Origin of the sequence: Reyranella sp. (assembly GCF_052439685.1) — a bacterium.
Taxonomy (GTDB): Bacteria; Pseudomonadota; Alphaproteobacteria; order Reyranellales; family Reyranellaceae; genus Reyranella.
Window position 1 is genome coordinate 142459 of sequence record NZ_JBQVQG010000001.1, and the last position, 19551, is coordinate 162009.

The following is a 19551-nucleotide window of genomic DNA, read 5'->3' on the forward strand; positions in this document are numbered from 1 at the left end:
CTCAGAATTTGTGAATCTTTGTCTTTCGGATGCACGTCGGGGATGATTCCATCGAAGCGAATTTGGTGGAGGTGTTGATGCCGGAGAAGGACTTGTTCGGTGGTCTTCCGGAACAGTCGGTGGCGAAGGCGGAGCCCAGCTCCGGCAAGCCGCGGATGCGCGAACCGGAGCGCCGGCAGGTGGAACTTCGGCCGGTAGACCTCGACAGCCTTCTGGCCGCGGATCATCCGGCGCGTGTGATCTGGCGCTATGTCGAGCGGTTGGACCTGAAGGTGCTGGAAGACGCGATCGGGGCGCGAGAGCACACGCCGGGCCAGGCTCCGGCGAGCCCGCGTCTTCTGCTGGCGCTGTGGCTCTATGCGACGAGCCAGGGCGTGGGCAGCGCGCGTGCGCTGGAGCGGCTGTGCGCGAGCCACGATGCCTATCGGTGGCTGTGCGGGGGAGTGAGCGTGAACTATCACGGTCTGGCCGACTTCCGCAGCGGTCATGGCGAACTGCTGGATCGGCTTCTGACGCACAATATCGCGGCGCTCATGGCGGACGATGTGATCGAGCTTGCCGAGGTGGTGCAGGACGGGGTTCGGGTGCGGGCGGGCGCGGGCGCGTCTTCGTTCCGCCGCCGGCAGAGCCTGCACAAGCACCTGAAGAAGGCGCGCCGACTGGTCGAGTACCTGAAGCGGGAGATCGACGAGGACCCCGACGCCAGCAACCGGCGCATCAAGGCGGCCCAGGAGCGGGCCGCACGCGAGCGCGAGCAGCGCGTGGCGGCGGCGCTCGACAAGCTGGCCGAGATCGAGGCCGAACGGGAGCGACGCGGCAAGACCAACAAGAAGCAGGTGGCCAAGCAGAAAGAGCCTCGCACCTCGACCACCGATTCCCAGGCGCGCGTCATGAAGATGGCCGATGGCGGCTTCCGGCCGGCCTACAACTGCCAGATCGGCACGGTGGCCGAAGGCCAGATCGTGCTCGATGTCGCCATCGACACCACAGGCTCGGACCGCGGCCTGCTGCGGCCCATGCTCGAGCGGCTGGAGGAGCGCTATGAGAGCCTTCCGCGGCGCCATCTGGTCGACGGCGGCTTCCATAAGAACGACGATACCGAATGGGCCGCTGGCGAAGGCGTTCTCGTCTACGGACCGACCACCCGGAACAAGCACAAGAGCGATCCCTATGCGCCGCGGCCCAAGGACGGCCCCGGCGTTGCCGCCTGGCGCCGGCGCATGCGAAGCCCGCACGGCAAGGGCGTCTACAAACGACGGGCGATGGGCGAGTGCATCAACGCCCGCTTCCGGCAGTGGGGCCTGCGCCAGTTCACCGTGCGCGGCGTTCACAAGGTCAAGGCGGTCCTGCTCTGGTTCGCCCTCGCCAACAACATCATCGCCGGGCATCGCCTCACGACAGCCAAGGCATGACCAGGCCGTTCCGCGGTCTGCACGGCTGCGGGCACCAACCCCGGCCCAGACAACAACGGCGCCCGGCGTACCTGCCCGCGCGAAGCCACCCCCAGAGCTTGCCCAATACGCTCACAAGCTCTCAGGATGAGGTTTGGGGGGTAACGCGAGACGGAACCCTCAGTGCTCGCGCGGGGCGTGCTTGCCCAGGATCCGCTGCAGGGTGCGGCGATGCATGTTGAGGCGGCGCGCGGTCTCGGAGACGTTGCGGTCGCATTGCTCGAACACCCGCTGGATATGCTCCCAGCGCACGCGGTCGGCCGACATCGGATTGCTGGGCGGCGGCGGCAGCTTGCGGCCGTGCGCGGTCAGCGCCTGCTCGATCGCGTCAGCATCGGCCGGCTTGGCGAGATAGTCGACGGCGCCCTCCTTCACGGCGGCCACCGCCGTCGCGATGTTGCCGTAGCCCGTCAGGACGACGATCCGGATATCGGGACGCGCCTGGCGCAGCGGCCCGACGAGCTCCAGCCCGTTGCCGTCGGCCAGCCGCAGGTCGAGCACGGCAAAGGCGGGCGGCCGGGCGGTCTGGGCCAGCGCTTCGGCCACGGAGCCCACGGCGGTGACGATGAAACCGCGTTGCTCGAGCGCACGCGCAATACGGTTGCGGAAAGCTGCATCATCGTCGGCGATCAGCAAGGTACGGTCCTTGTTGTTCGTCGTGCCGGCGATCACAGGCGACAAGGGGCGCGGGGCGCCGCTGTCCTGGGTCATGGCGACTCCTTCGACATCGGCCGCTATGTAGCCTTGAAGACGGGATTTGGCCAGCGCACCGAAACGGCGGCCCCGCCGCCCGTGTCGCTGCGGTTGCCGAAGGTCACGTTGGCGCCCGTGCGCTCCAGCAGCGTCTTGGCGATGAAGACGCCCAGGCCCATATGGCCCCCCTGCCCCTGGCGGGTCGAAATGAACGGCGTGCCGAGCTCGTCGAGCAGCGCCTCGGAGAAGCCCGGCCCGTCGTCCACGACCTCGACCTCCGACCATTCGGTCGTCCAGCGTGTGGCGACGCGGACCTCGCGCCGGGCGAAGGATACGGCGTTCTGCACGATGTTTCCGATGCCCTGCATGATCTCCGGGCTGCGCAGCTGGATCGGCGCCGTCTTCGGGACGCCGTCGCCGACCGGGCCGGCCTCGAAGGCGATGGCAATCTCCTCGCGCGCGTAGTTCTGCGCCGCGGCCTCGATCAGCGCCGGCAGCGGGACCAGCGTATAGGAATCCGAGACGTCCCCCGCGGGATCGGTCGAGAGCCGCGCCAGGATGGAGCGGCAGCGCTCGGATTCGGCGGCCAGCAGCTCGACATCCTCGCGCAACGGGTCGTCGACCTCGATCTCGCGCTGCATCTCCTTGGTGATCACGGCGATCGTCGAGAGCGGCGAGCCGAGCTCGTGGGCGGCCGCAGCCGCCAGCGCCCCCAGGGCCGAGAGCTGCTGCTCGCGCGCGAGTGCGGCCTGCGCGGCGGCCAGCGCATCGGCCATCTGGCGCGCCTCCTCGGCCGTCCGCCAGCCGTAGAGCGTGATCAGCATGGTCGTGAGCGACAGGCCGGCCCAGACGCCGACCTGATAGATGTCGGGCAGGTCGGGCGGCGGGCCCCGCCACGGCAGCGGCTGATAGAACAGCCCCAGCACCGCGATGCTCGCGATCGTGAGCAGGGTGAGCGCGACGTTGCTCGCCAGCGACAGGATGGTCGCGCCGATGGCGACGGGCGCCAGCAGCAGCAGCGAGAACGGATTGCCGAGACCGCCCGTGAGATAGAGCAGCACGGCGAGCTGCAGGATGTCGAAGGCGAGGAAGATCGCCGCCTCGCGATCGTCGATGCGCGCCGAGCCCGGCCGGCCGATGCTGACGGTGAGGTTGAGCAGGGCCGAGAGCGCGATCGTGCCGCCGACCGCCAGGACCGGCATGCCGAAGCCCAGGCCCCAGTGCACGACGGCGGCCGTGAAGGCCTGGCCCGCCACCGCCCCCCAGCGGATGAGGACGAGCGTGCGCAGGCGCACGCCGCCGCGCGGCAGAACGGTCACGATGCCGGTGCGCGGCGGGGAAACGGCGGAGGCGCGGGCGTCGTCGTCACGCACCGCCACGATCCTATTCCTCGATCATCAGGTGCTTGCGATGCACCGTCGTGAAGAGCGGGATCCTGCGCTGCACCTTGCGGTCCGGCGGTTCCTTCACCAGCCGGCCGATCTCGCCCAGGATCAGCCCGGTGATGGTCGGCAGCGGCAGCTCGCGCGCCTCGTCGAGCTGCACCCAGCGGATGTCGCCCATCTCGCTCGAATGACGGATATCACCCGACGCATCCTCGGCCCGCGCCATGAAGAAGCGGGCATTGAAGCGGCGCGGCCGGCCGGGCGGCGTCACCGCGCGCGCGATCAGGTCGAGACAGTCGAGCGCCGGCGCCATGCCCTGGTCGAGGAAGCCCTTCCAGTGCTCGCCATAGTCCTTCTTCGGCGCGCCGCCCTGGAGGGGCTTGCCCAGCATCAGGCCGCTCTCCTCGAAGGTCTCGCGCACCGCGGCGACGGCGAGCGCCCGCGCACGCTGCGCGGAGGCGGCGCGCATCAGGCGCTCGTTGACGAAGGGATCGAGCGAGGTCGCGACCGGAACGCGCGCATCGTCGGGATCGACCCTGCCACCCGGGAAGACGTAGCGGTTGGGCATGAAGGCGTGGGCGGCGGCGCGGCAGCCCATCAGCACCTCCGGCGTGTCGCCCTTCATGCGCACCAGGATCAAGGTCGCGGCATCGCGCGGCCGCAAATACGGGTAGATCTTGTCGATCTGCTCGACCGGCCGCTCGCTGCCGGGCTTCAGGGGGACTTTGGGGGCTTCGTCGTAGCCTTTGTCGGTGCCGCGGACGACGGCGCCTTCGGGAATGCCTCTTTTGCTCATGACAGCAAAGTTAAAGGGTCATTCACCCCAACGCGAGCGGCATTTGATAAACCCGTCGTCTCGACCGGAGCCTAGAAGCTCCACTCGACCGGCGTGTCGGGGCGGAAGACGGTGATGTCTTTGCCGCCGCCGGGGACCGCCACGATTTCGGGGATGTCGAGCGGCCTGGCGTGCAGCGTGATCCGCTCCTCGTTTGGCGGCAGGCCGTAGAAACGCGGGCCGTTCAGCGAGGCGAAGGCTTCGAGATGGGCGAGCGCGCCCTCCTCGGCGAAGACCTGGGTGTAAACCTGCATCGCCACCGGCGCATTGAACACGCCGGCACAGCCGCAGGCGCATTCCTTGGTGTCGGTCGTGTGCGGTGCGGTATCGGTGCCGAGGAAGAACTGTGTCCCGCCCGAGGTCGCCGCCCTCCGCAGAGCGAGACGATGCTCCTCGCGCTTGGCGATCGGCAGGCAGTAGAAGTGCGGACGGATGCCGCCCTTGAAGATCGCATTGCGGTTGTAGCTCAGGTGATGCGGCGTGATCGTGCCGCCCATGCGGCCCGGGTTGGCCTCGACGAACGCGACGCCCTCGCGGGTCGTGATGTGCTCCAGCACGATCTTCAGCCCCTCGTGCCGCTTCAGCAGCGGCGCCAGCACCTTGTCCAGAAACACCGCCTCGCGGTCGAAGATGTCGACCTCGGGATCGGTCACCTCGCCATGGACCAGGAGCGGCATGCCGGCCTTCTCCATTGCCTCCAGCCCTTTGGCGACGCGGTCCATCGAGGTCACGCCGTGCGCCGAATTGGTCGTGGCATGGGCCGGATAGAGCTTGGCCGCGACCCACACGCCTTCCGCCTTGCCGCGCGCCAGCTCGGCCGGATCGGCGCCGTCGGTCAGGTAGCAGGTCATCAGCGGCTCGAAGTTCAGCGCCGCCGGCACCGCGGCGCGGATGCGCTCGCGATAGGCACTGGCCTCGGCGACCCTGGTCACCGGCGGCACCAGGTTGGGCATGATGATGGCCCGGCCGAACTGGCGGGCGGTGTGCACGGCGCAGGCCGCCAGCATCGCGCCGTCGCGCAGGTGGACGTGCCAGTCGTCGGGACGGCGGATGGTGATCGACGCGGGGTTCGCAGATGTGGGGGTCGGATTTGCGGAGGCCATGATGCGCTTTCTACGCTTGCTCCCGGACGGGCTCCAATGTTGATTGAGGGCATGAACGACCTGAATGACGCCGTCGCCTTCGCCCTGGCCGCCCAGTCCAACTGGCCCGCCAGCATGTTCATGCCCGACGGGCAGTTCGTGATGACCTCCGATTCCGGCGAGAAAGCCCCCGACAACGAGGTGCTGGGGCCGGTGACGCCGCGCGGCGGGCCGGCGGGCCTCGTCTATCGCGGCGGCGACAAGATCGCCGAATGGGGCGACGTCGACCGCGCCGACATGACCTTCAGCGTCGCCAAGAGCTACCTCGCCTTGCTGGCCGGGCTGGCGCTGGGCGACGGGCTGATCAAGAGCCTCGACGACAAGGTCGCCGACTATGCGCTCGATGACGGCTTCACCAGCGAGCAGAACCGCGACATCACCTGGCGCCACCTGCTGACCCAGACCAGCGAATGGTCGGGCACCGTCTTCGGCAAGGAGGACCGCATCGACCATAATCGCGTGGTCGGCGTCGCCGTCGCCGACGCGCCCAAGGGCACGCGCCGCGCGATGAAGCAGCCCGGGACGTTCTACGAATACAACGACGTGCGGGTAAACCGCCTGTCGCGCTCGCTGCTGCAGGTCTTCCGCGAGCCGCTGCCGCAGGTCCTGAAGCGCCGCATCATGGATCCGATCGGCGGCTCGCAGGGCTGGAAGTGGGACGGCTATCGCAATTCCTACGACACGATCGACGGCAAGCAGATGCTGTCGGTGCCGGGCGGCGGCCACTGGGGCGGCGGCATCGTCATCTCGGCGCGCGACCTGTCGCTGATGGGCCGGCTGGTGGCGCAGGGCGGTGTGTGGGACGGCAAGCGCATCCTGCCCGAGGGCTGGACAAGTGAGCTGGTGAAGCCCTGCCCGGTCGCGCCGTTCTACGGGCTGATGTGGTGGCTCAACACCGGCCGCCGGCAGTTCGCCGCCGCGTCCGAGAGCAGCTTCTTCGCGCTGGGCTGGGGCAGCCACATCGTCTGGATCGATCCCGAGAACGACCTCGTGACGGTGCTGCGCTGGATCGACCGCAAGAAGGCGCCGGAATTCGTCGAGCGCCTGCTGGGGGCGATCAAGGCATGAGTCTGGATTTCTCCGCCGTCCCCCGAATGGAGGATGGCCGCACTGCCGCCGAACATATCGAAGAGGTCGCCGCGAAATCGGAGATCGTGCGCGTGCCCATGGGCCCGCGCAGCGCCGGCGGCACCGGCACGATGATGTGGCACGTCTTCGGCGCTTCAGCCGACAAGCCGATCCTGCTGCTGTTCCATGGCGGCTCGGGCTCGTGGATCCACTGGATCCGCAACGTCCTGCCGCTCTCCGAGCATTTCAGCGTCTATGCCGCCGACCTGCCGGGGCTCGGCGACAGCGACCCGCCCGACGACGTGAACGACATCTGGTCGGTGACGCACTGCGTCGAAGCGGCGATGAAGGCGCTGCTGCCGAAGGACAAACCGTTCGCCATCGCCGGCTTCTCGTTCGGCGGCATGGTCTCCGGCCACATCGCCACGCTCTTTCAGGACCGCATCGAGCGCATCGCGCTGGTCGGCGCCGGCGGCCTCAAGGCCACGCGCAAGCCCGGCCCCAAGCTGCACAAGCTTCTGGCCGAAATGCCGCCCGAGACGCTGGCGGCCGAGGCGCGGCGCAATCTCGAGATCCTGATGCTGCACGACCCGAAGAACGTCGACGGCATCGCGATCCACATGCAGATCCTGAACACCACGCGCGCCAGGACGCGCAGCCGCATCATGGGCCAGGCCTTCAAGCTGAGTGAGGTCCTGCCGCGGGTGAAGACGCCGCTCACCGGCCTCTGGGGCGAGTTCGATTCGACGACCTATCCGCACATCCAGGAACGCATCGACCTCTTCCGCGCCCTGCAGCCCGACTTCGAGATGAACGTCATTCCCGGCGCCGGCCATTGGGTCGCCTATGAAGCGGCGGACGCGTTCAATGCGAAGCTGATCGAGGTGCTGAAGCCGTAAGGGAAAAGTCTAGCCCACCCACCTCATCCTGAGGAGGTCGCGCAGCGACCGTCTCGAAGGATGGGCAACAGGCGCGGTGCTCGTGCCCACCCTTCGAGACGCGGTCCTGCGGACCGCTCCTCAGGGTGAGGTCGATGTTGGGTGAATCGACCGATTGAATTCCGGCCGGAAGAACTCGATCCGTCACCCCATCACCCAGCGCGGCAGGCCGAGCGCGATGTCGGGGAAGGCCATGAGCAGCAGGATCAGCCCGAACATCGCGGCCACGAACGGCAGGGCGCCGCGGATCACGTCGGCGATGGCGCCTGTCGAACGCAGGCTCTGCACGACATAGAGGTTGAGGCCGACCGGCGGCGTGACCAGCGCCGCCTCGATCAGGATGGTGAGCACGATCCCCCACCAGATCGGATCCCAGCCCAGGCCGACCACGATCGGGAACACAAAGGGGGTCGTCAGGATCATCATGGAGATGGTCTCCATGAAGCAGCCGAGGATCAGGTAGAACACGATCAGCAGCAGCATGGTCCCGACCTTGCCGAGGCCGAGCGCGTCGATCGCCTTGGCCACGCCGTCGGTGACGCCGATGTTGGCCAGCACGAAATTCAGGAACTGCGCGGCGATGATGATCAGCATGATCATCGCCGTCGTCCGCATCGTGCCTTCGAACACCGCCTTGATCATCGGCCAGGACAGCGCGCGCTCCCAGGCGGCCAGCACGAGCGCCGCGAAGACGCCCATCGAGGCCGCTTCCGTGGGCGTCGCCCAGCCGGCATAGATCGAGCCGACGACGACGCCGAAGATGAACAGCGGCGCCACCAGGTCCTTCAGGCTGCGCAGCCGGTCGCGCCAGCTGGTCTCCACCGGCGTGCCGCCCTTGGCCGGCCAGACCAGGCAGTAGACCAGGATGATGGACATGAAGAAGCCGGTGAGCAGGAGGCCGGGGATCATGCCCGCCAGATAGAGTCGCGGCACCGAGGTCTGGGTCAGCAGCCCGTAGAGGATGAAGTTGATCGACGGCGGAATGAGGATGCCCAGCGTGCCGCCGGCCGCCAGCGTGCCGAGGAACAGCGGCTCGTCGTAGCGGCGGATCGCGACCTGCGGCAGGGCCACGACGCCGACCGTGGCGGCCGTGGCGACGCTCGAGCCCGAGGTCGCCGCGAACATCGCGCAGGTGCCGATGTTGGCGTGCATCAGGCCGCCCGGCAGCCACGAGAGCCAGGTCGCGATCGCGGCATAGACGCGATGGGCGATGCCCGAGCGCAGCAGGATCTCGCCCAGCATCACGAACATCGGGATCGCGATCAGGATGTATTCGGAGCTGGCGTTCCACACGATGTCGCCCATCGCGAGGTAGAGCGGGATCGACGAGAAGAACTGGTTGAGCGCGAGGCCCAGCACGCCCATCACGGCGGCGACCGGAACGCTGACCGCCAGCAGGGCAACGAGGAGAAGGAGCGCGGTGCCGAGCATCGTTACCTCTTCGCGGTCGTGTTCGAGGTGGCGATCCCCAGCGAGCCCAGCTCGCCCTTTACCTCTTCGTCCTGCGACGGCACGCCGATGGTTGCCGAAACGGTGCCGAGGTCGCCGCGCACCAGGGCGAGCAGGCTGCGCAGGAAGGCGAGCCCGGTGACGGCCAGGAACAGCACGAAGCCGGCGAACCACGGCGCCTGCGGCCAGGCCAGCGGAATGCGCAGCGGCGTGTTGGAGCGGTTCCCGCCGCTGAGGTTGTCGAGGAAGATCTCGCCGCTGCGGTCGACGATGGCCAGGACGAGGACCGCGAGGCCCGCGATCGCCACCAGGTCGAACGCCGCCCGGGCCCGCGGCCCGAGCGCGCCATAGAGCACGTCGATGCGGACATGGCCGCGCGTCACCAGCACGTGCGCCAGCGACCACGAGGTGCCGACCGCGAACAGATAGGCGGCGATCTCGTCGGAGCCCGAGAAGGCGAAGGCGAGCAGCTTGCGGCTGATCACCTCGACCGTGACCACGACCGAAGCCAGCAGGATCATGGCGCCGCCGGCCCACGCCCCCCAGAGGGCGACGACCGATGCGCCGCGCCACAGACGTTCCATATGCGCTTCCCGAGCCTGAGCTTGCCGCGAGGAGGTGTGCGGCGGGGCCGCGGCCCCGCTGCCGTTAGTTCGCCTTGGCGACGAGGCCGTAGCGCTTGCCGACCAGCTCGGTCCACTTGGCCGCGCACTCGGCGCCGCAGCGCTTGGCCCATTCGGGCAGCACGACGTCGTTCAGCGCCTTCTTGATCAGGACGCGGTCGGCGTCCGTCGGCATCACCAGCTTCAGCTTGGCCGGCGGGCCGACCGAGCACGGGCCGTTACCGGTGTCGCAGGCGATGCCTTCCTTGGTGTCGGCCTCGACGCTGGCCCAGGCCGCCTCTTCGAGCTTCTTGAACTGGCCCGTCATGAACTCCTGGGTCGGCTTGGAGAGCTTGTTCCAGCTGTTCAGGTTTATGGAGACGAAGCCCGCGGTGTAGCCCAGCGACACGTCGACGACGGTCTTCACCACTTCCGGCCACTTGGCCTGGTATCCCGGCAGGGTGCCGGTGATGCCGCAGTCGACGACGCCCTTCTCCAGCGCCGGCACGACCTCGCCGAACGGAATGGTGACCGCCGAGCCGCCCAGCGCCTTGACCAGGTCTGACTGCGAGACGCCCTGCACCCGCACCTTCTTGCCCTTGATGTCGGCCAGGCTGGAAATCTCGTCGCGGCAGAAGAACACCTGCTGCGGGAAGGCGAAGGTCGACACGATCATCGAGCCGAACTTGTCGCGCATCACCTTCTGCATCTCGGGCATCCAGGCGTTCAGGATCTCGCGCTGCTGGGCCACGCTGGTCGCCACGCCGGAAATGTCCGAGCCCTCGAAGATGGCGGCGCCGTCGTCGACATAGATCGGCAGCGCATGGGCCACGTCATAGACGCCGGTCTTCAGCAGCCGCAGCACCTCGGTGCCCTTGAGGTTGAGCTCGGTGATCGACTTGATGTTGCCGGTCAGCTTGCCGCCCGAGGCCGCGCCGAGCTGCTCGCTCCAGAACGGGGCCTCGACCTTCTTGTTGATGTTGAGGAAGTTCCACGTGCCGATGACGTTGAACTTCTTGGTATCGAGCTGCGCCGGCGCGGCTGTCTGCGCCGAAGCGATGCCATTGCTGCCGACGACCAACGCCGCCGCCATTCCGAGAAGTGCGGTGAATTTCATCTATGACTCCCTGTTCCGCGCCTTTGACCCCGCGCGGTTGCCGGGCGACTCTCGTTCAATTCGCCGGGGGAGGCAAGGGCACGGCCCGGACGGAGCGGCTTGCCTGCGGGGCCGGGGCTCTCGACTATGGGTCCATCGAACAAGAACGGGAGGAAACGATGCCCAACCTGCTCTGCGTCGGCACGGCCGGCATGTCGGTGTGGTTCAGCCGCGACGACGGCGAGACCTGGATCCGGCCCTATATCGAATCCGGCCTCTATCTCGAGGCGAGGGTCTGGGCGCTCTCGGCGCATCCCAAAAGGCCCGGCGAGGTCCTGGCCGGCACCGACTCAGGCCTCTACCGCTGGAACGAGACCGACCAGAAATGGACGCACCTGCCCTCGGTCCTCGACGATTACGACATCTGGGCGATGGCGCAGGCGCCGGACGATCCCTACACGATCGTGGTCGGCACCCAGCCCGCCGCCATCTTCGTCTCGACCGACGGCGGCAAGAGCTTCACCCAAGCGCAAGGCACCTTCGCCGACGCCTGCATCTTCGTGGGCAAGCCGCGCATCACGCAGATCCTGTTCGATCCCGTGGACAAGGACACGCTGTGGGCCGGCGTCGAGATCGACGGCGTGCACCGCTCGACCGATCGCGGCCGCAGCTGGAAGAAGGTCGGCCAGGGCATCAACTCCGAGGACATCCATGGCCTCGCGGTCATCCAGAACGGATCGAAGCTGGTCTACGCCACGACCAACCGCGGCCTGAACCTGAGCCGCGACAATGGCGAGACCTTCGCGTTCCAGGAACTCGACTCGCCCTGGCAGTACACCCGCACCATCGCAGCCCGCGCCGACGGCGACGCGACGGTGTTCCTGACCAACGGCAACGGCCCGCCGGGCTCGACCGGCCGGCTGCTGCGCAGCACCGACCATGGCGCGCACTGGCAGGACGCCAACCTGCCGGGCGACCTCAACTCGACGCCGTGGACGGTGGCGACGCATCCCTCGAACCCGAAGCTGATCTTCGTCTGCTCCAACCTCGGCCAACTCTTCCGCTCGACCGACGGCGGCGACACCTGGACCAAGCTCCCCCGCGAGTTCGGCGAGGTCCGCAGCACGATCTGGCAACCGCTGCCGTGAGCACCCACCCGCCCGCACCCGCTCCCACACCCACGCCCGAGCCCGAGCCCACCCCACCCCCTCATCCTGAGGAGCGCCGCGAAGCGGCGCGTCTCGAAGGATGGGCAACAGGCGAGGTGCGCGTGCCCACCCTTCGAGACCCTCACTGCGTTCGCTCCTCAGGGTGAGGTGTTTTTTTGAAGCCCCCGCGCGCAACATTGTTGCGCGAACGGTTCTCACACAGAGGGCGCGGCATTCATTTCGACTGTTTCGTTTATTTCGTTTGTTTCGTTTATCGGCCAGAACTTCGACCTTCAGCCCCTGCCATAGGAGACCGCGATGAAAACCACCGTCGCCGAGATCGCCCCGAACATCTACCGGCTCTCGACCTTCGTGAACGCCGTCGGACCGACCGGCTTCACCTTCAACCAGTTCCTGATCGACGCCGACGAGCCGCTGCTCTTCCACTACGGCCAGCGCAGCCTCTTCCCGCTGATCGTCGAGGCGGTGAAGACCGTGATCCCACTCGAGAAACTGCGCTGGACGACCTGCTCCCACGTCGAGGGCGACGAAAGCGGCGCGCTCAACCAGTGGCTCGCCGCCGCGCCCAACGCCCAGCCGGCGCACGGTGAACTCGGCTGCAACATCTGGCTCGCCGACATGGCCGACCGCCCGCCGCGCGCGCTCAAGGACAACGAGGTGCTCGACCTCGGCGGCAAGCGCGTCCGCTGGCTCGACACGCCGCACGTCCCGCACAACTGGGACGCCGGCCTGATCTACGAGGAGACGACCGGCACGCTGTTCAGCAGCGACCTCTTCACCCAGACCGGCCCCGCCGATCCCACCACCGAAAGCGACATCGTCGCCCCCGCCATCGCGGTCGCCGAGCGCCTGCCCTTCATGCCGCCGACGCCGATGGCCGAGCCGACGCTACGCCGACTGGCCGCACTGAAGCCGACGACGATCGCGCTGATGCATGGGCCGACGTTCAAGGGCGATGGGGCGGCGGCGCTGGAGAGGTTGGCGGGTCACTATGCCAGCCAAGTTTCATAGAGATCTAGGCGACGCGCATGTCCAATAGCGTTTATTTATCAGCATGATTCGATTTATTGCAAACGACAGCTCAAGATGCCGTTCGCCCTCCAACACCTGCTGCAAAGTCATCAGCCCTCTTGACGACAGCAGAAGTCATTGCTCGCTCCGCAATGCCGCACAGCGCTCCGATCAAGAGCGCCGAGGAAGGACTATTGGCGACGTCACTCTTAAATCCACCAATTACTATCTCGACGGCAGAAGTTAAGAACAGGAGACCAACTACAAAAGTCAATGCGATCATAAAAATGATCCGCATTGCTGGCCGTAGTCGATCTTCTTCCAAGACAGCAAGATCCGTAAAGGAAAGCACTACCCGTCGCAGGGAAAATGAAAGCCAAGTCCCAATAGCCGTGCCTGTAGCGAGAAGAAAGAAGTTACGTGACGCATCAAGGACAGTATCCGGAAACAGAGACTTAACAATAAAATAGGCGACTACATTCACACTAATCGCGACTAGCGCCCACATCCCCAAATTTGCCACATATGCGTTCTTAACGTGACCAGCTTCTCGCGTTACGAATTCGTCTCGCAGTCCAGCAAGGGCGCGCCTACCGAGTTCTATTTGCGTCGGGTTCGAGCCTTCCAAACCAACACAAGCAATGCCATCCAATGCACGAAGGTATTCGTTTAACCGACTACGCGCATCTGTTCCCTTGCGTTCGGTCAACACCACTCGGATGACCGCAAGAGCACGATCAACCTCGACTTTGAAATCTTGCTTGTCCGACGGAATATGTACATCGTGAGTCCTGATTTCCAAGTCCCGAACAAGTCCGTCCTTATCGAGGAGCGATTTAACCGAGAATGGAATGGCAGAAAGTTGGTCGCAACGCTCGGTGTATACACCAAACATTTCCAATGATTGGTCACGGAGCCTTAAACACTCCTGCTGACGAAACTCCCCTTCCGTTTGATTGAGGCAAGACGCGTTTTCCCGCAGTCGTTTTGCTATATCACTGCGATAGCTAATTAACTGCTTGCCTATCTCCGATTGATCATCAGGAATTCCCTGTCTCTCAAGCCTGTCCAAGAGAGAGTGCACACATGCCAAGTATGCCTTTTCGGCGTCAGTAAGATCACCTTCGTCAGCGACCTTACACTTAAAGTCGCCGTCAAAACGTTCAGACACCTCAATAGTAAAGAGAGAGCTTTTCATTTGAAGCGGGTCGCAGACTTCAGCTGCCCTTCTTCTTTGGTTTCTCGCCGGGGTAAGGACGCGGACCGCGGTCGCGATTCGTAATTAAAGTAGATTTTTCTTCATTGAGTGGTCGAGGACGAGGTTGCGAGTCGTCACGCTTCTGAAGCGGCTTGTCGATAGGCGTCTTATATTTCTTATCTTCCATGCTCGCCCCCAACATCTTTCTGAGAACAACACATTGAATGCTTCGCCGCTAACTTTTGCAACCCATAAAATGCTCGAAGCTCAGAGGCCCAAGCGAAACATAGGAATTCTTTCACCACATTAATAAGAGTTAGCAGGATGCGACGTGCTATCTCCGAGCGAGACTTGGACAGGAACACCCCAATGCACTTCCAACCCCTCGGAACCACCGGCCTCACCGTCTCCGTCGCCGGGCTCGGGTGCGGCGGCAACAGCCGGCTGGGGCTGGGGCGCGGGGCGAGTTTCGACGAGTGCGTGGGGGTCGCGCGGGCGGCGATCGATCTGGGGGTGAACTTCCTCGATACGGCCGAGGTCTACGGGACCGAGGAGATCGTGGGCGCGGCGGTGAAGGCCTATGACCGCGACAAGCTCGTGATCTCGACCAAGGCGCTGTTCAAGACCGAGGACACGGCGGAGACGGTGACGCAGAAGGTCGAGGCGTCGCTGAAGCGGCTCGGGCTCGACCATGTCGACGTCTTCCATTTCCACGCGGTCGGGCCGGCGGCCTACGAGCATCATCGCGACGTGCTGGCGCCGGCGCTGCTGCGGCTCAAGGAGCAGGGCAAGGTGCGCCATGTCGGCCTCACCGAGACGGGGCCACGCGATCCCGAGCAGGCGATGCTGGCGCGCGCCGCCCTGGAGGCGCCGTGGGAGGTGATCATGCTGGCCTACAGCCTGGTGAACCAGGGCGCGCGCACCAGGGTGTTCCCGGCGACCGTGCGGCGCGGCATCGGCACGCTGCTGATGTTCGTCGTGCGCAACATCTTCAGCAACGACGCCTACCGCCGCGCCGTGTTCGCCAAGCTGGTCGAGGACGGGCGGCTCGACGCCTCGGTGGTGGCCGACGGCGACCCGCTCGCCTTCCTCGTGAGCGAGGGCGGCGCGGCGAGCATCACCGATGCGGCCTATCGCTATGCCCGCCACGAGCAGGGCGCCGACGTCATCCTGTTCGGCACCGGCAACCGGGCGCACGTGAAGGCCAATATCGAGTCGATCCTGCGGCCGCCGCTGCCCGCGCCGGTGGTCGAGCGGCTGCACCGGACGTTCGGGCACTTGAGCGGCGTCGGGCTCGACCTGCCGGGGCCGGTGACGGCCTGAGGCGGACGCTCCAACAACGACCTCACCCTGAGGAGCGGTCCAACGGACCGCGTCTCGAAGGGTCGGCACGCGCACCGCGCCTGTTGCCCATCCTTCGAGACGCCCGCCTGCGGCGGGCTCCTCAGGATGAGGTTGGGGGCTGTGGATGCGGACTGTGCGTGCGCAGGCGGCCCCCTCACCCCGGGAAGTACACGACCTCGAGCTTGAGGCCGTCGGGATCGGCCAGGAAGACGGCATGGTAGCCGGCGCCGTATTGCGGATAGTCGGCGGGCGGATCGAGGATGGTGGCGCCCTGCTGCTTCATCAGCGCATGGGCGGCCGCGACGTCGGCACGGTCGGCGGCGCGGAAGGCGAGATGATGCAGCCCGGCGGCGGTGCGATCGTGCGGACGGTCCGAGCGGGCGGCGCGCAGGGCGACGCCGGCGATGAGTCGGCCGTCCGGCGCGAGATCCCAGACATGCAGCGCGGCCTCCTGCTTCACGCGGCGATAGCCCAGGAAGGAGAGCAGCGCGTCGTAGAACGGCGCGGACACCGCGAGATCGCGCACGGTGAGGTCGATGTGGTGCACGATTCCGCGCATGGGCTTCTCCGGGTCAGCGAGGACCCTTCAAAGGCCCGGCGGCCGCGAAGTTCCGTCAGTCCGCGTCGCGGACCACGAAGCGGGCCTGGCGGACTTCCTCGGCCGACCAGCCGTCGGCCTGCATGCGGGCGCGGGCGCGGTCGACATAGTCCTGCTCGAAGATCGGGGCGTTCACGAAGCCCAGCACGATCGAATAGGAGCGGAGAAATTCGTCGCGCAGGAAGACGTCGATGAGCTTGGTCGGCACGACGGAACTAATGCCAGCCAATAGTGAACCTATTTTGAAGGCGGCCGCCGCGCGGGGGAGACTGCGCGCCCCAGGAGGAGCAGACCCCATGACGACCGAGACCACGACCGAGACCGGAACCGTCCGCCTGCACCGCGTGCTGACCGCCCCGCCCGAGCGCATCTACCGCGCCTTCCTCGACGCCCACGCCCTGGCCAAGTGGCTGCCGCCACACGGCTTCACCGGCCACGTCCACGAAATGGACGCGCGCGAGGGCGGCGGCTACCACATGACCTTCACCAACTTCTCGTCGGGCAACAGCCATTCCTTCGGCGGCACATTCGTCGAGCTGGTGCCCAACGAGCGCATCCGCCACACCGACAAATTCGACGATCCCAACCTGCCCGGCGAGATGCAGACCACGATCGTCCTGCGCAAGGTGATGGTCGGCACCGAGATCGAGATCGTCCAGGAGGGCATCCCCGCCGTCATCCCGACCGAGGCGTGTTACCTCGGCTGGCAGGAGTCGCTGACCTTGCTGGCGCAGCTGGTGCAGCCGGAGATTCCGGGGTGATGCCGAGCCGGTCGCTCATTGGAGCGCGCCACTCCCGTGGCGCTCATACCTTGCTCGAGCGCCACGGGAGTGGCGCGCTCCCCTGAAAGACTTCGCGCTACACCCCGCGCTCGTTGCCCCAGGCGAGCACGTGCAGTTGCGGCAGCACCGTCGCGGCGAACCAACGGTCCTGCGCCACGCGATCGACCAGCCAGCGGAAGCGGGCCATGAGTCCTTTCTGGTCGACGCCGTCGCGGCCGGCCTCGTTGGGTTCGCCGGGCGTGTGGTTGCCGACGGAGAGGTAGACCGGCAGCGACGGATGGCGCGCGGCGGCGGTGCGGGCGAAGGCGTAGTCGGCCTCGTCGAACACCGCGACCTTGAGCACCGTCTGCGGACCGCCGCTTGCGGCGGCGAGGCAGGCGTCGAAGGCGTGCCAGTCGGTCTCCATGCCGGACGAAGGCGGCTTGGGCGAGAGGACGAGATGGTCGAGCGTGGCGAACCAGGCGGCGGCGACGCTGCCCTGGGTCTCCATCGCGAAGCGATGGCCGCGCCGGTGGCCCTGCTCGATCAGCGGCGCCAGCGGCTGGATCGCGGGATTGCCGCCGGAGATCGTCACCAGCACCGGCGTGTCCCCCGTCAGCTCCGCGACCTTCGCGAGGATGTCCGCCGGCTCCATCCTTGACCAGTCGTGGCGATATTCCGGCAGCACGGCATAGAGCGTGTCGCACCAGGAGCAGCGATAGTCGCAGCCGCCGGTGCGCACGAACACGGTCGGCTTGCCGATCAGCGCGCCCTCGCCCTGCACCGTGGGCCCGAAGATCTCGGAGATGCGGATCGTGCTCATGACGCGAAATCGTTGATGCTGTCGTCGGCCCGTTGCCACCAGCCGCCGCCGTCATGCGCGGGCAGCATTTCGGCCGGATCGCCGGCGAGCGTCACCGCGTTGGTCGGCGTCTCCTCGACCGTGAGTTCGACGCAGCGCAGCCCGGTGCCGTCGGCGGCGAGGAAGGCGCCGAGCTTGGCCATCAGGCAGGCGGCCAGCATCTCGGTCGTCGGATCGCCCGGCGTCACCAGCAGGCGGCCGAGCCGCTGGGGCTCGTGGGCGCGGAACCAGTCGATCATCGGGTCGCCCGCGCCGAGCTGGAAGGCGTGGTCGACCTGGTCGTCGACGAAGCGGTGCCAGCGCGCCTTGGCGCGGTCGAACGGCACGACCATGTTGGCGCCGCCGTCGAGCCGCCGCGGCGCGACGGACTGGAGACGGGCGATCACCTGTTCGTTGTGACCGTGGGGAATGGCGCATTTGCCGGCGGGATCGGCGATCAGCCGGTGGGCCATGCTGTAGCGCCGGGTGAAGACGAGGCTGAACATCAGCCGCGCGCGCCGGCTGCGAGGACGATCATCGGGAACTCCTGTTTTGACCGGGTGGGTCTGCGACCGGGCCGGCGCGGGACGCCGACGGGCCCCTTCTGCCCCAGCGCGGCGGCCGGGGGAAGCCGCCCCGGACGCGGCATGGTGCCGTCTCTTCGTGAGGTGTGAATCGCCAGCCGCGATATGTGGATCAATCGCAGTCGGCCGGTGCGCACGGCCTGATAAAGCGCCACACTCAAAAATGCTCGGATAACGAGCATCGGGGGAAACTAAAATTGAAGCGTCTACTGTTCAGCTTCCAGGGCCGCCTCAATCGCGCGCCCTACTGGTACGTGCATCTCGTCATCTTTCTCGTCGAGGTCGCCTTCCTTGCCGCCCTCATGATCCCGGCAGTACTCGCAAACGACGCCGGGATGCTGGCGAATTCGGCCGTGGCGGCAAACATCGTGGGCGCGTTGCTGTTTCTTCCACTGTTCTGGATCAGTCTTGCCGTGACGGTGAAGCGCTGCCACGACCGCGACAAGTCGGGCTGGTTCATCTTCATCGTGCTGGTGCCGGTGATCGGCGCGATCTGGTTCCTGATCGAAATCGGCTTGTTGCCCGGCACACGCGCCCCCAACCGGTTTGGCCCCGATCCGCTGGAAGACTGACGTTTCCTCAATCGGTCGTTTCCGTGTCGCGGCGCGTCGCCTATTCTCCGCCCGACCTCGAAATTGCAGAGAAACGGAGACACCGTGCAGACGACGCCGCTTTCGAAAGAGCTCAAGGACACCCTGTCGAAGATCACCACGGCCAGCATCACGACGATCCTGCTGAAGAAGGGGCTGCGCAACGTCTGGATGCGCGGCACGCGGCCGATCAAGCCGGGCCAGGGCCGTCTCGTGGGACGCGCCTTCACCCTGCGCTTCGTGCCGGCCCGCGAGGATCTGGCCACGCCGGCGAGCTGGTCGTCGCCGATCTCGACCCGCGCCGCCATCGAGGCGATGCCGGAAGGCGCGATCGTCGTGGCCGACGCGATGGGCGTCACCGATGCCGGCATCTTCGGCGACATCCTGTGCGCGCGCATGGTCAAGAAGAACGTCGCCGGCCTGATCACCGACGGCGTGGTGCGCGACATTGCGGGCGTGCTGGGCACCGGCCTGCCGGTCTGGTGCCAGGGCGCCGCGGCGCCGCCCTCGGTCGCCGGCCTCACCTTCGTGAGCTGGCAGGAGCCGATCGGCTGCGGCGGCGTGGCGGTGTTCCCCGACGACGTGGTCGTGGTCGACGATGACGGCGCGGTGCTGATCCCCCAGGCGCTGGTCGAGGCGGTCGCCCAGGAAGGCACCGAGCAGGAGCGGCTCGAAGGCTGGATCATGTCCGAGGTCGAGCGCGGCGTCGCCCTGCCCGGCCTCTATCCGCCGAACGACGAAGCCAAGGCGCGCTACGCCGCGACCAAGAAGTAAGCGCGGGCAAACGAAGGTCAGC

Annotated in this window: 21 protein-coding genes; 9 read left to right on the forward strand and 12 right to left on the reverse strand. The window is 66.7% G+C overall.

The features are described 5' to 3' along the window. The first annotated feature begins 77 nt into the window (after positions 1–77). Positions 78–1412: an IS1182 family transposase gene (locus ACT6UX_RS00720; RefSeq protein WP_444773218.1), complete on the forward strand. Its 1335-nt coding sequence runs from the start codon at positions 78–80 to the stop codon at positions 1410–1412. 159 nt (positions 1413–1571) lie between these two features. Here the strand turns inward: ACT6UX_RS00720 and ACT6UX_RS00725 are convergent, their stop codons facing one another. From ACT6UX_RS00725 to pyrC, 4 genes are all read right to left on the reverse strand, one after another. Then, a complete protein-coding gene (locus tag ACT6UX_RS00725; RefSeq protein ID WP_295133027.1) occupies positions 1572–2162 on the reverse strand; it encodes an ActR/PrrA/RegA family redox response regulator transcription factor in 591 nt (196 codons plus the stop codon). Between the two features lie 23 nt (positions 2163–2185). Beyond that, complete coding sequence (locus ACT6UX_RS00730) at positions 2186–3523, reverse strand: ActS/PrrB/RegB family redox-sensitive histidine kinase (RefSeq protein ID WP_444773219.1); 1338 nt, start codon at positions 3521–3523, stop codon at positions 2186–2188. 4 nt (positions 3524–3527) lie between these two features. Further along, complete coding sequence (locus ACT6UX_RS00735) at positions 3528–4325, reverse strand: NUDIX hydrolase (protein WP_444773220.1); 798 nt, start codon at positions 4323–4325, stop codon at positions 3528–3530. 71 nt (positions 4326–4396) lie between these two features. Beyond that, positions 4397–5467 (reverse strand): dihydroorotase, encoded by a 1071-nt coding sequence (pyrC, locus tag ACT6UX_RS00740; protein WP_444773221.1) that lies wholly within the window; start codon positions 5465–5467, stop codon positions 4397–4399. 51 nt (positions 5468–5518) lie between these two features. Here pyrC and ACT6UX_RS00745 point away from each other — a divergent pair, with 51 nt between their 5' ends. Together ACT6UX_RS00745 and ACT6UX_RS00750 are read left to right on the forward strand one after the other, a co-directional pair. Beyond that, the gene (locus tag ACT6UX_RS00745; RefSeq protein ID WP_444773222.1) at positions 5519–6574 is read left to right on the forward strand and encodes a serine hydrolase domain-containing protein; all 1056 of its coding nucleotides are present in this window, start codon (positions 5519–5521) and stop codon (positions 6572–6574) included. After that, a complete protein-coding gene (locus tag ACT6UX_RS00750; RefSeq protein ID WP_444773223.1) occupies positions 6571–7473 on the forward strand; it encodes an alpha/beta fold hydrolase in 903 nt (300 codons plus the stop codon). Before ACT6UX_RS00745 ends, ACT6UX_RS00750 begins: the two co-directional genes overlap by 4 nt. Before the next feature lie 183 nt (positions 7474–7656). Here ACT6UX_RS00750 and ACT6UX_RS00755 read toward each other — a convergent pair whose 3' ends face one another. From ACT6UX_RS00755 to ACT6UX_RS00765, 3 genes are all read right to left on the reverse strand, one after another. Next, complete coding sequence (locus ACT6UX_RS00755; protein ID WP_444773224.1) at positions 7657–8943, reverse strand: TRAP transporter large permease; 1287 nt, start codon at positions 8941–8943, stop codon at positions 7657–7659. A 2-nt stretch (positions 8944–8945) separates the two neighbouring features. Then, positions 8946–9545, reverse strand: a complete 600-nt coding sequence (locus ACT6UX_RS00760) for a TRAP transporter small permease subunit (RefSeq protein ID WP_444773225.1) — start codon at positions 9543–9545, stop codon at positions 8946–8948. Positions 9546–9609: 64 nt separating this feature from the next. Next, positions 9610–10680, reverse strand: a complete 1071-nt coding sequence (locus ACT6UX_RS00765; protein WP_444773226.1) for a TRAP transporter substrate-binding protein — start codon at positions 10678–10680, stop codon at positions 9610–9612. Positions 10681–10838: 158 nt separating this feature from the next. Here ACT6UX_RS00765 and ACT6UX_RS00770 point away from each other — a divergent pair, with 158 nt between their 5' ends. Continuing rightward, positions 10839–11807, forward strand: a complete 969-nt coding sequence (locus ACT6UX_RS00770; RefSeq protein ID WP_444773227.1) for a WD40/YVTN/BNR-like repeat-containing protein — start codon at positions 10839–10841, stop codon at positions 11805–11807. A 318-nt stretch (positions 11808–12125) separates the two neighbouring features. Then, positions 12126–12839, forward strand: a complete 714-nt coding sequence (locus ACT6UX_RS00775; protein ID WP_444773228.1) for an MBL fold metallo-hydrolase — start codon at positions 12126–12128, stop codon at positions 12837–12839. Positions 12840–12909: 70 nt separating this feature from the next. Here the strand turns inward: ACT6UX_RS00775 and ACT6UX_RS00780 are convergent, their stop codons facing one another. Beyond that, positions 12910–14037 (reverse strand): hypothetical protein, encoded by a 1128-nt coding sequence (locus ACT6UX_RS00780; protein WP_444773229.1) that lies wholly within the window; start codon positions 14035–14037, stop codon positions 12910–12912. A gap of 369 nt (positions 14038–14406) precedes the next feature. On the opposite strand from ACT6UX_RS00780, the gene ACT6UX_RS00785 reads away from it, so the two are divergent. Next, positions 14407–15360 (forward strand): aldo/keto reductase, encoded by a 954-nt coding sequence (locus tag ACT6UX_RS00785; protein WP_444773230.1) that lies wholly within the window; start codon positions 14407–14409, stop codon positions 15358–15360. A gap of 175 nt (positions 15361–15535) precedes the next feature. On the opposite strand, the gene ACT6UX_RS00790 is transcribed toward ACT6UX_RS00785, so the two are convergent. Next, the gene (locus ACT6UX_RS00790) at positions 15536–15940 is read right to left on the reverse strand and encodes a VOC family protein (RefSeq protein WP_444773231.1); all 405 of its coding nucleotides are present in this window, start codon (positions 15938–15940) and stop codon (positions 15536–15538) included. Positions 15941–15995: 55 nt separating this feature from the next. Beyond that, entirely contained in the window at positions 15996–16187 is a 192-nt protein-coding gene (locus ACT6UX_RS00795; RefSeq protein WP_444773232.1) for a hypothetical protein, read from the reverse strand. 88 nt (positions 16188–16275) lie between these two features. Here ACT6UX_RS00795 and ACT6UX_RS00800 point away from each other — a divergent pair, with 88 nt between their 5' ends. Continuing rightward, the gene (locus tag ACT6UX_RS00800) at positions 16276–16740 is read left to right on the forward strand and encodes an SRPBCC family protein (protein WP_444773233.1); all 465 of its coding nucleotides are present in this window, start codon (positions 16276–16278) and stop codon (positions 16738–16740) included. Positions 16741–16837: 97 nt separating this feature from the next. Here ACT6UX_RS00800 and queE read toward each other — a convergent pair whose 3' ends face one another. Continuing rightward, positions 16838–17563: a 7-carboxy-7-deazaguanine synthase QueE gene (queE, locus tag ACT6UX_RS00805; protein WP_444773234.1), complete on the reverse strand. Its 726-nt coding sequence runs from the start codon at positions 17561–17563 to the stop codon at positions 16838–16840. Then, positions 17560–18087, reverse strand: a complete 528-nt coding sequence (locus ACT6UX_RS00810; RefSeq protein WP_444773235.1) for a 6-pyruvoyl trahydropterin synthase family protein — start codon at positions 18085–18087, stop codon at positions 17560–17562. The genes queE and ACT6UX_RS00810 overlap by 4 nt, the downstream gene beginning before the upstream one ends. A gap of 275 nt (positions 18088–18362) precedes the next feature. Between ACT6UX_RS00810 and ACT6UX_RS00815 the strand changes: the two genes are divergently transcribed. Together ACT6UX_RS00815 and ACT6UX_RS00820 are read left to right on the forward strand one after the other, a co-directional pair. Next, on the forward strand, positions 18363–18737 hold the full coding sequence (locus ACT6UX_RS00815) for a DUF805 domain-containing protein (RefSeq protein ID WP_444773236.1): 375 nt from the start codon (positions 18363–18365) through the stop codon (positions 18735–18737). Between the two features lie 84 nt (positions 18738–18821). Then, complete coding sequence (locus ACT6UX_RS00820) at positions 18822–19529, forward strand: ribonuclease activity regulator RraA (protein ID WP_298306599.1); 708 nt, start codon at positions 18822–18824, stop codon at positions 19527–19529. Positions 19530–19551: the final 22 nt, after the last annotated feature.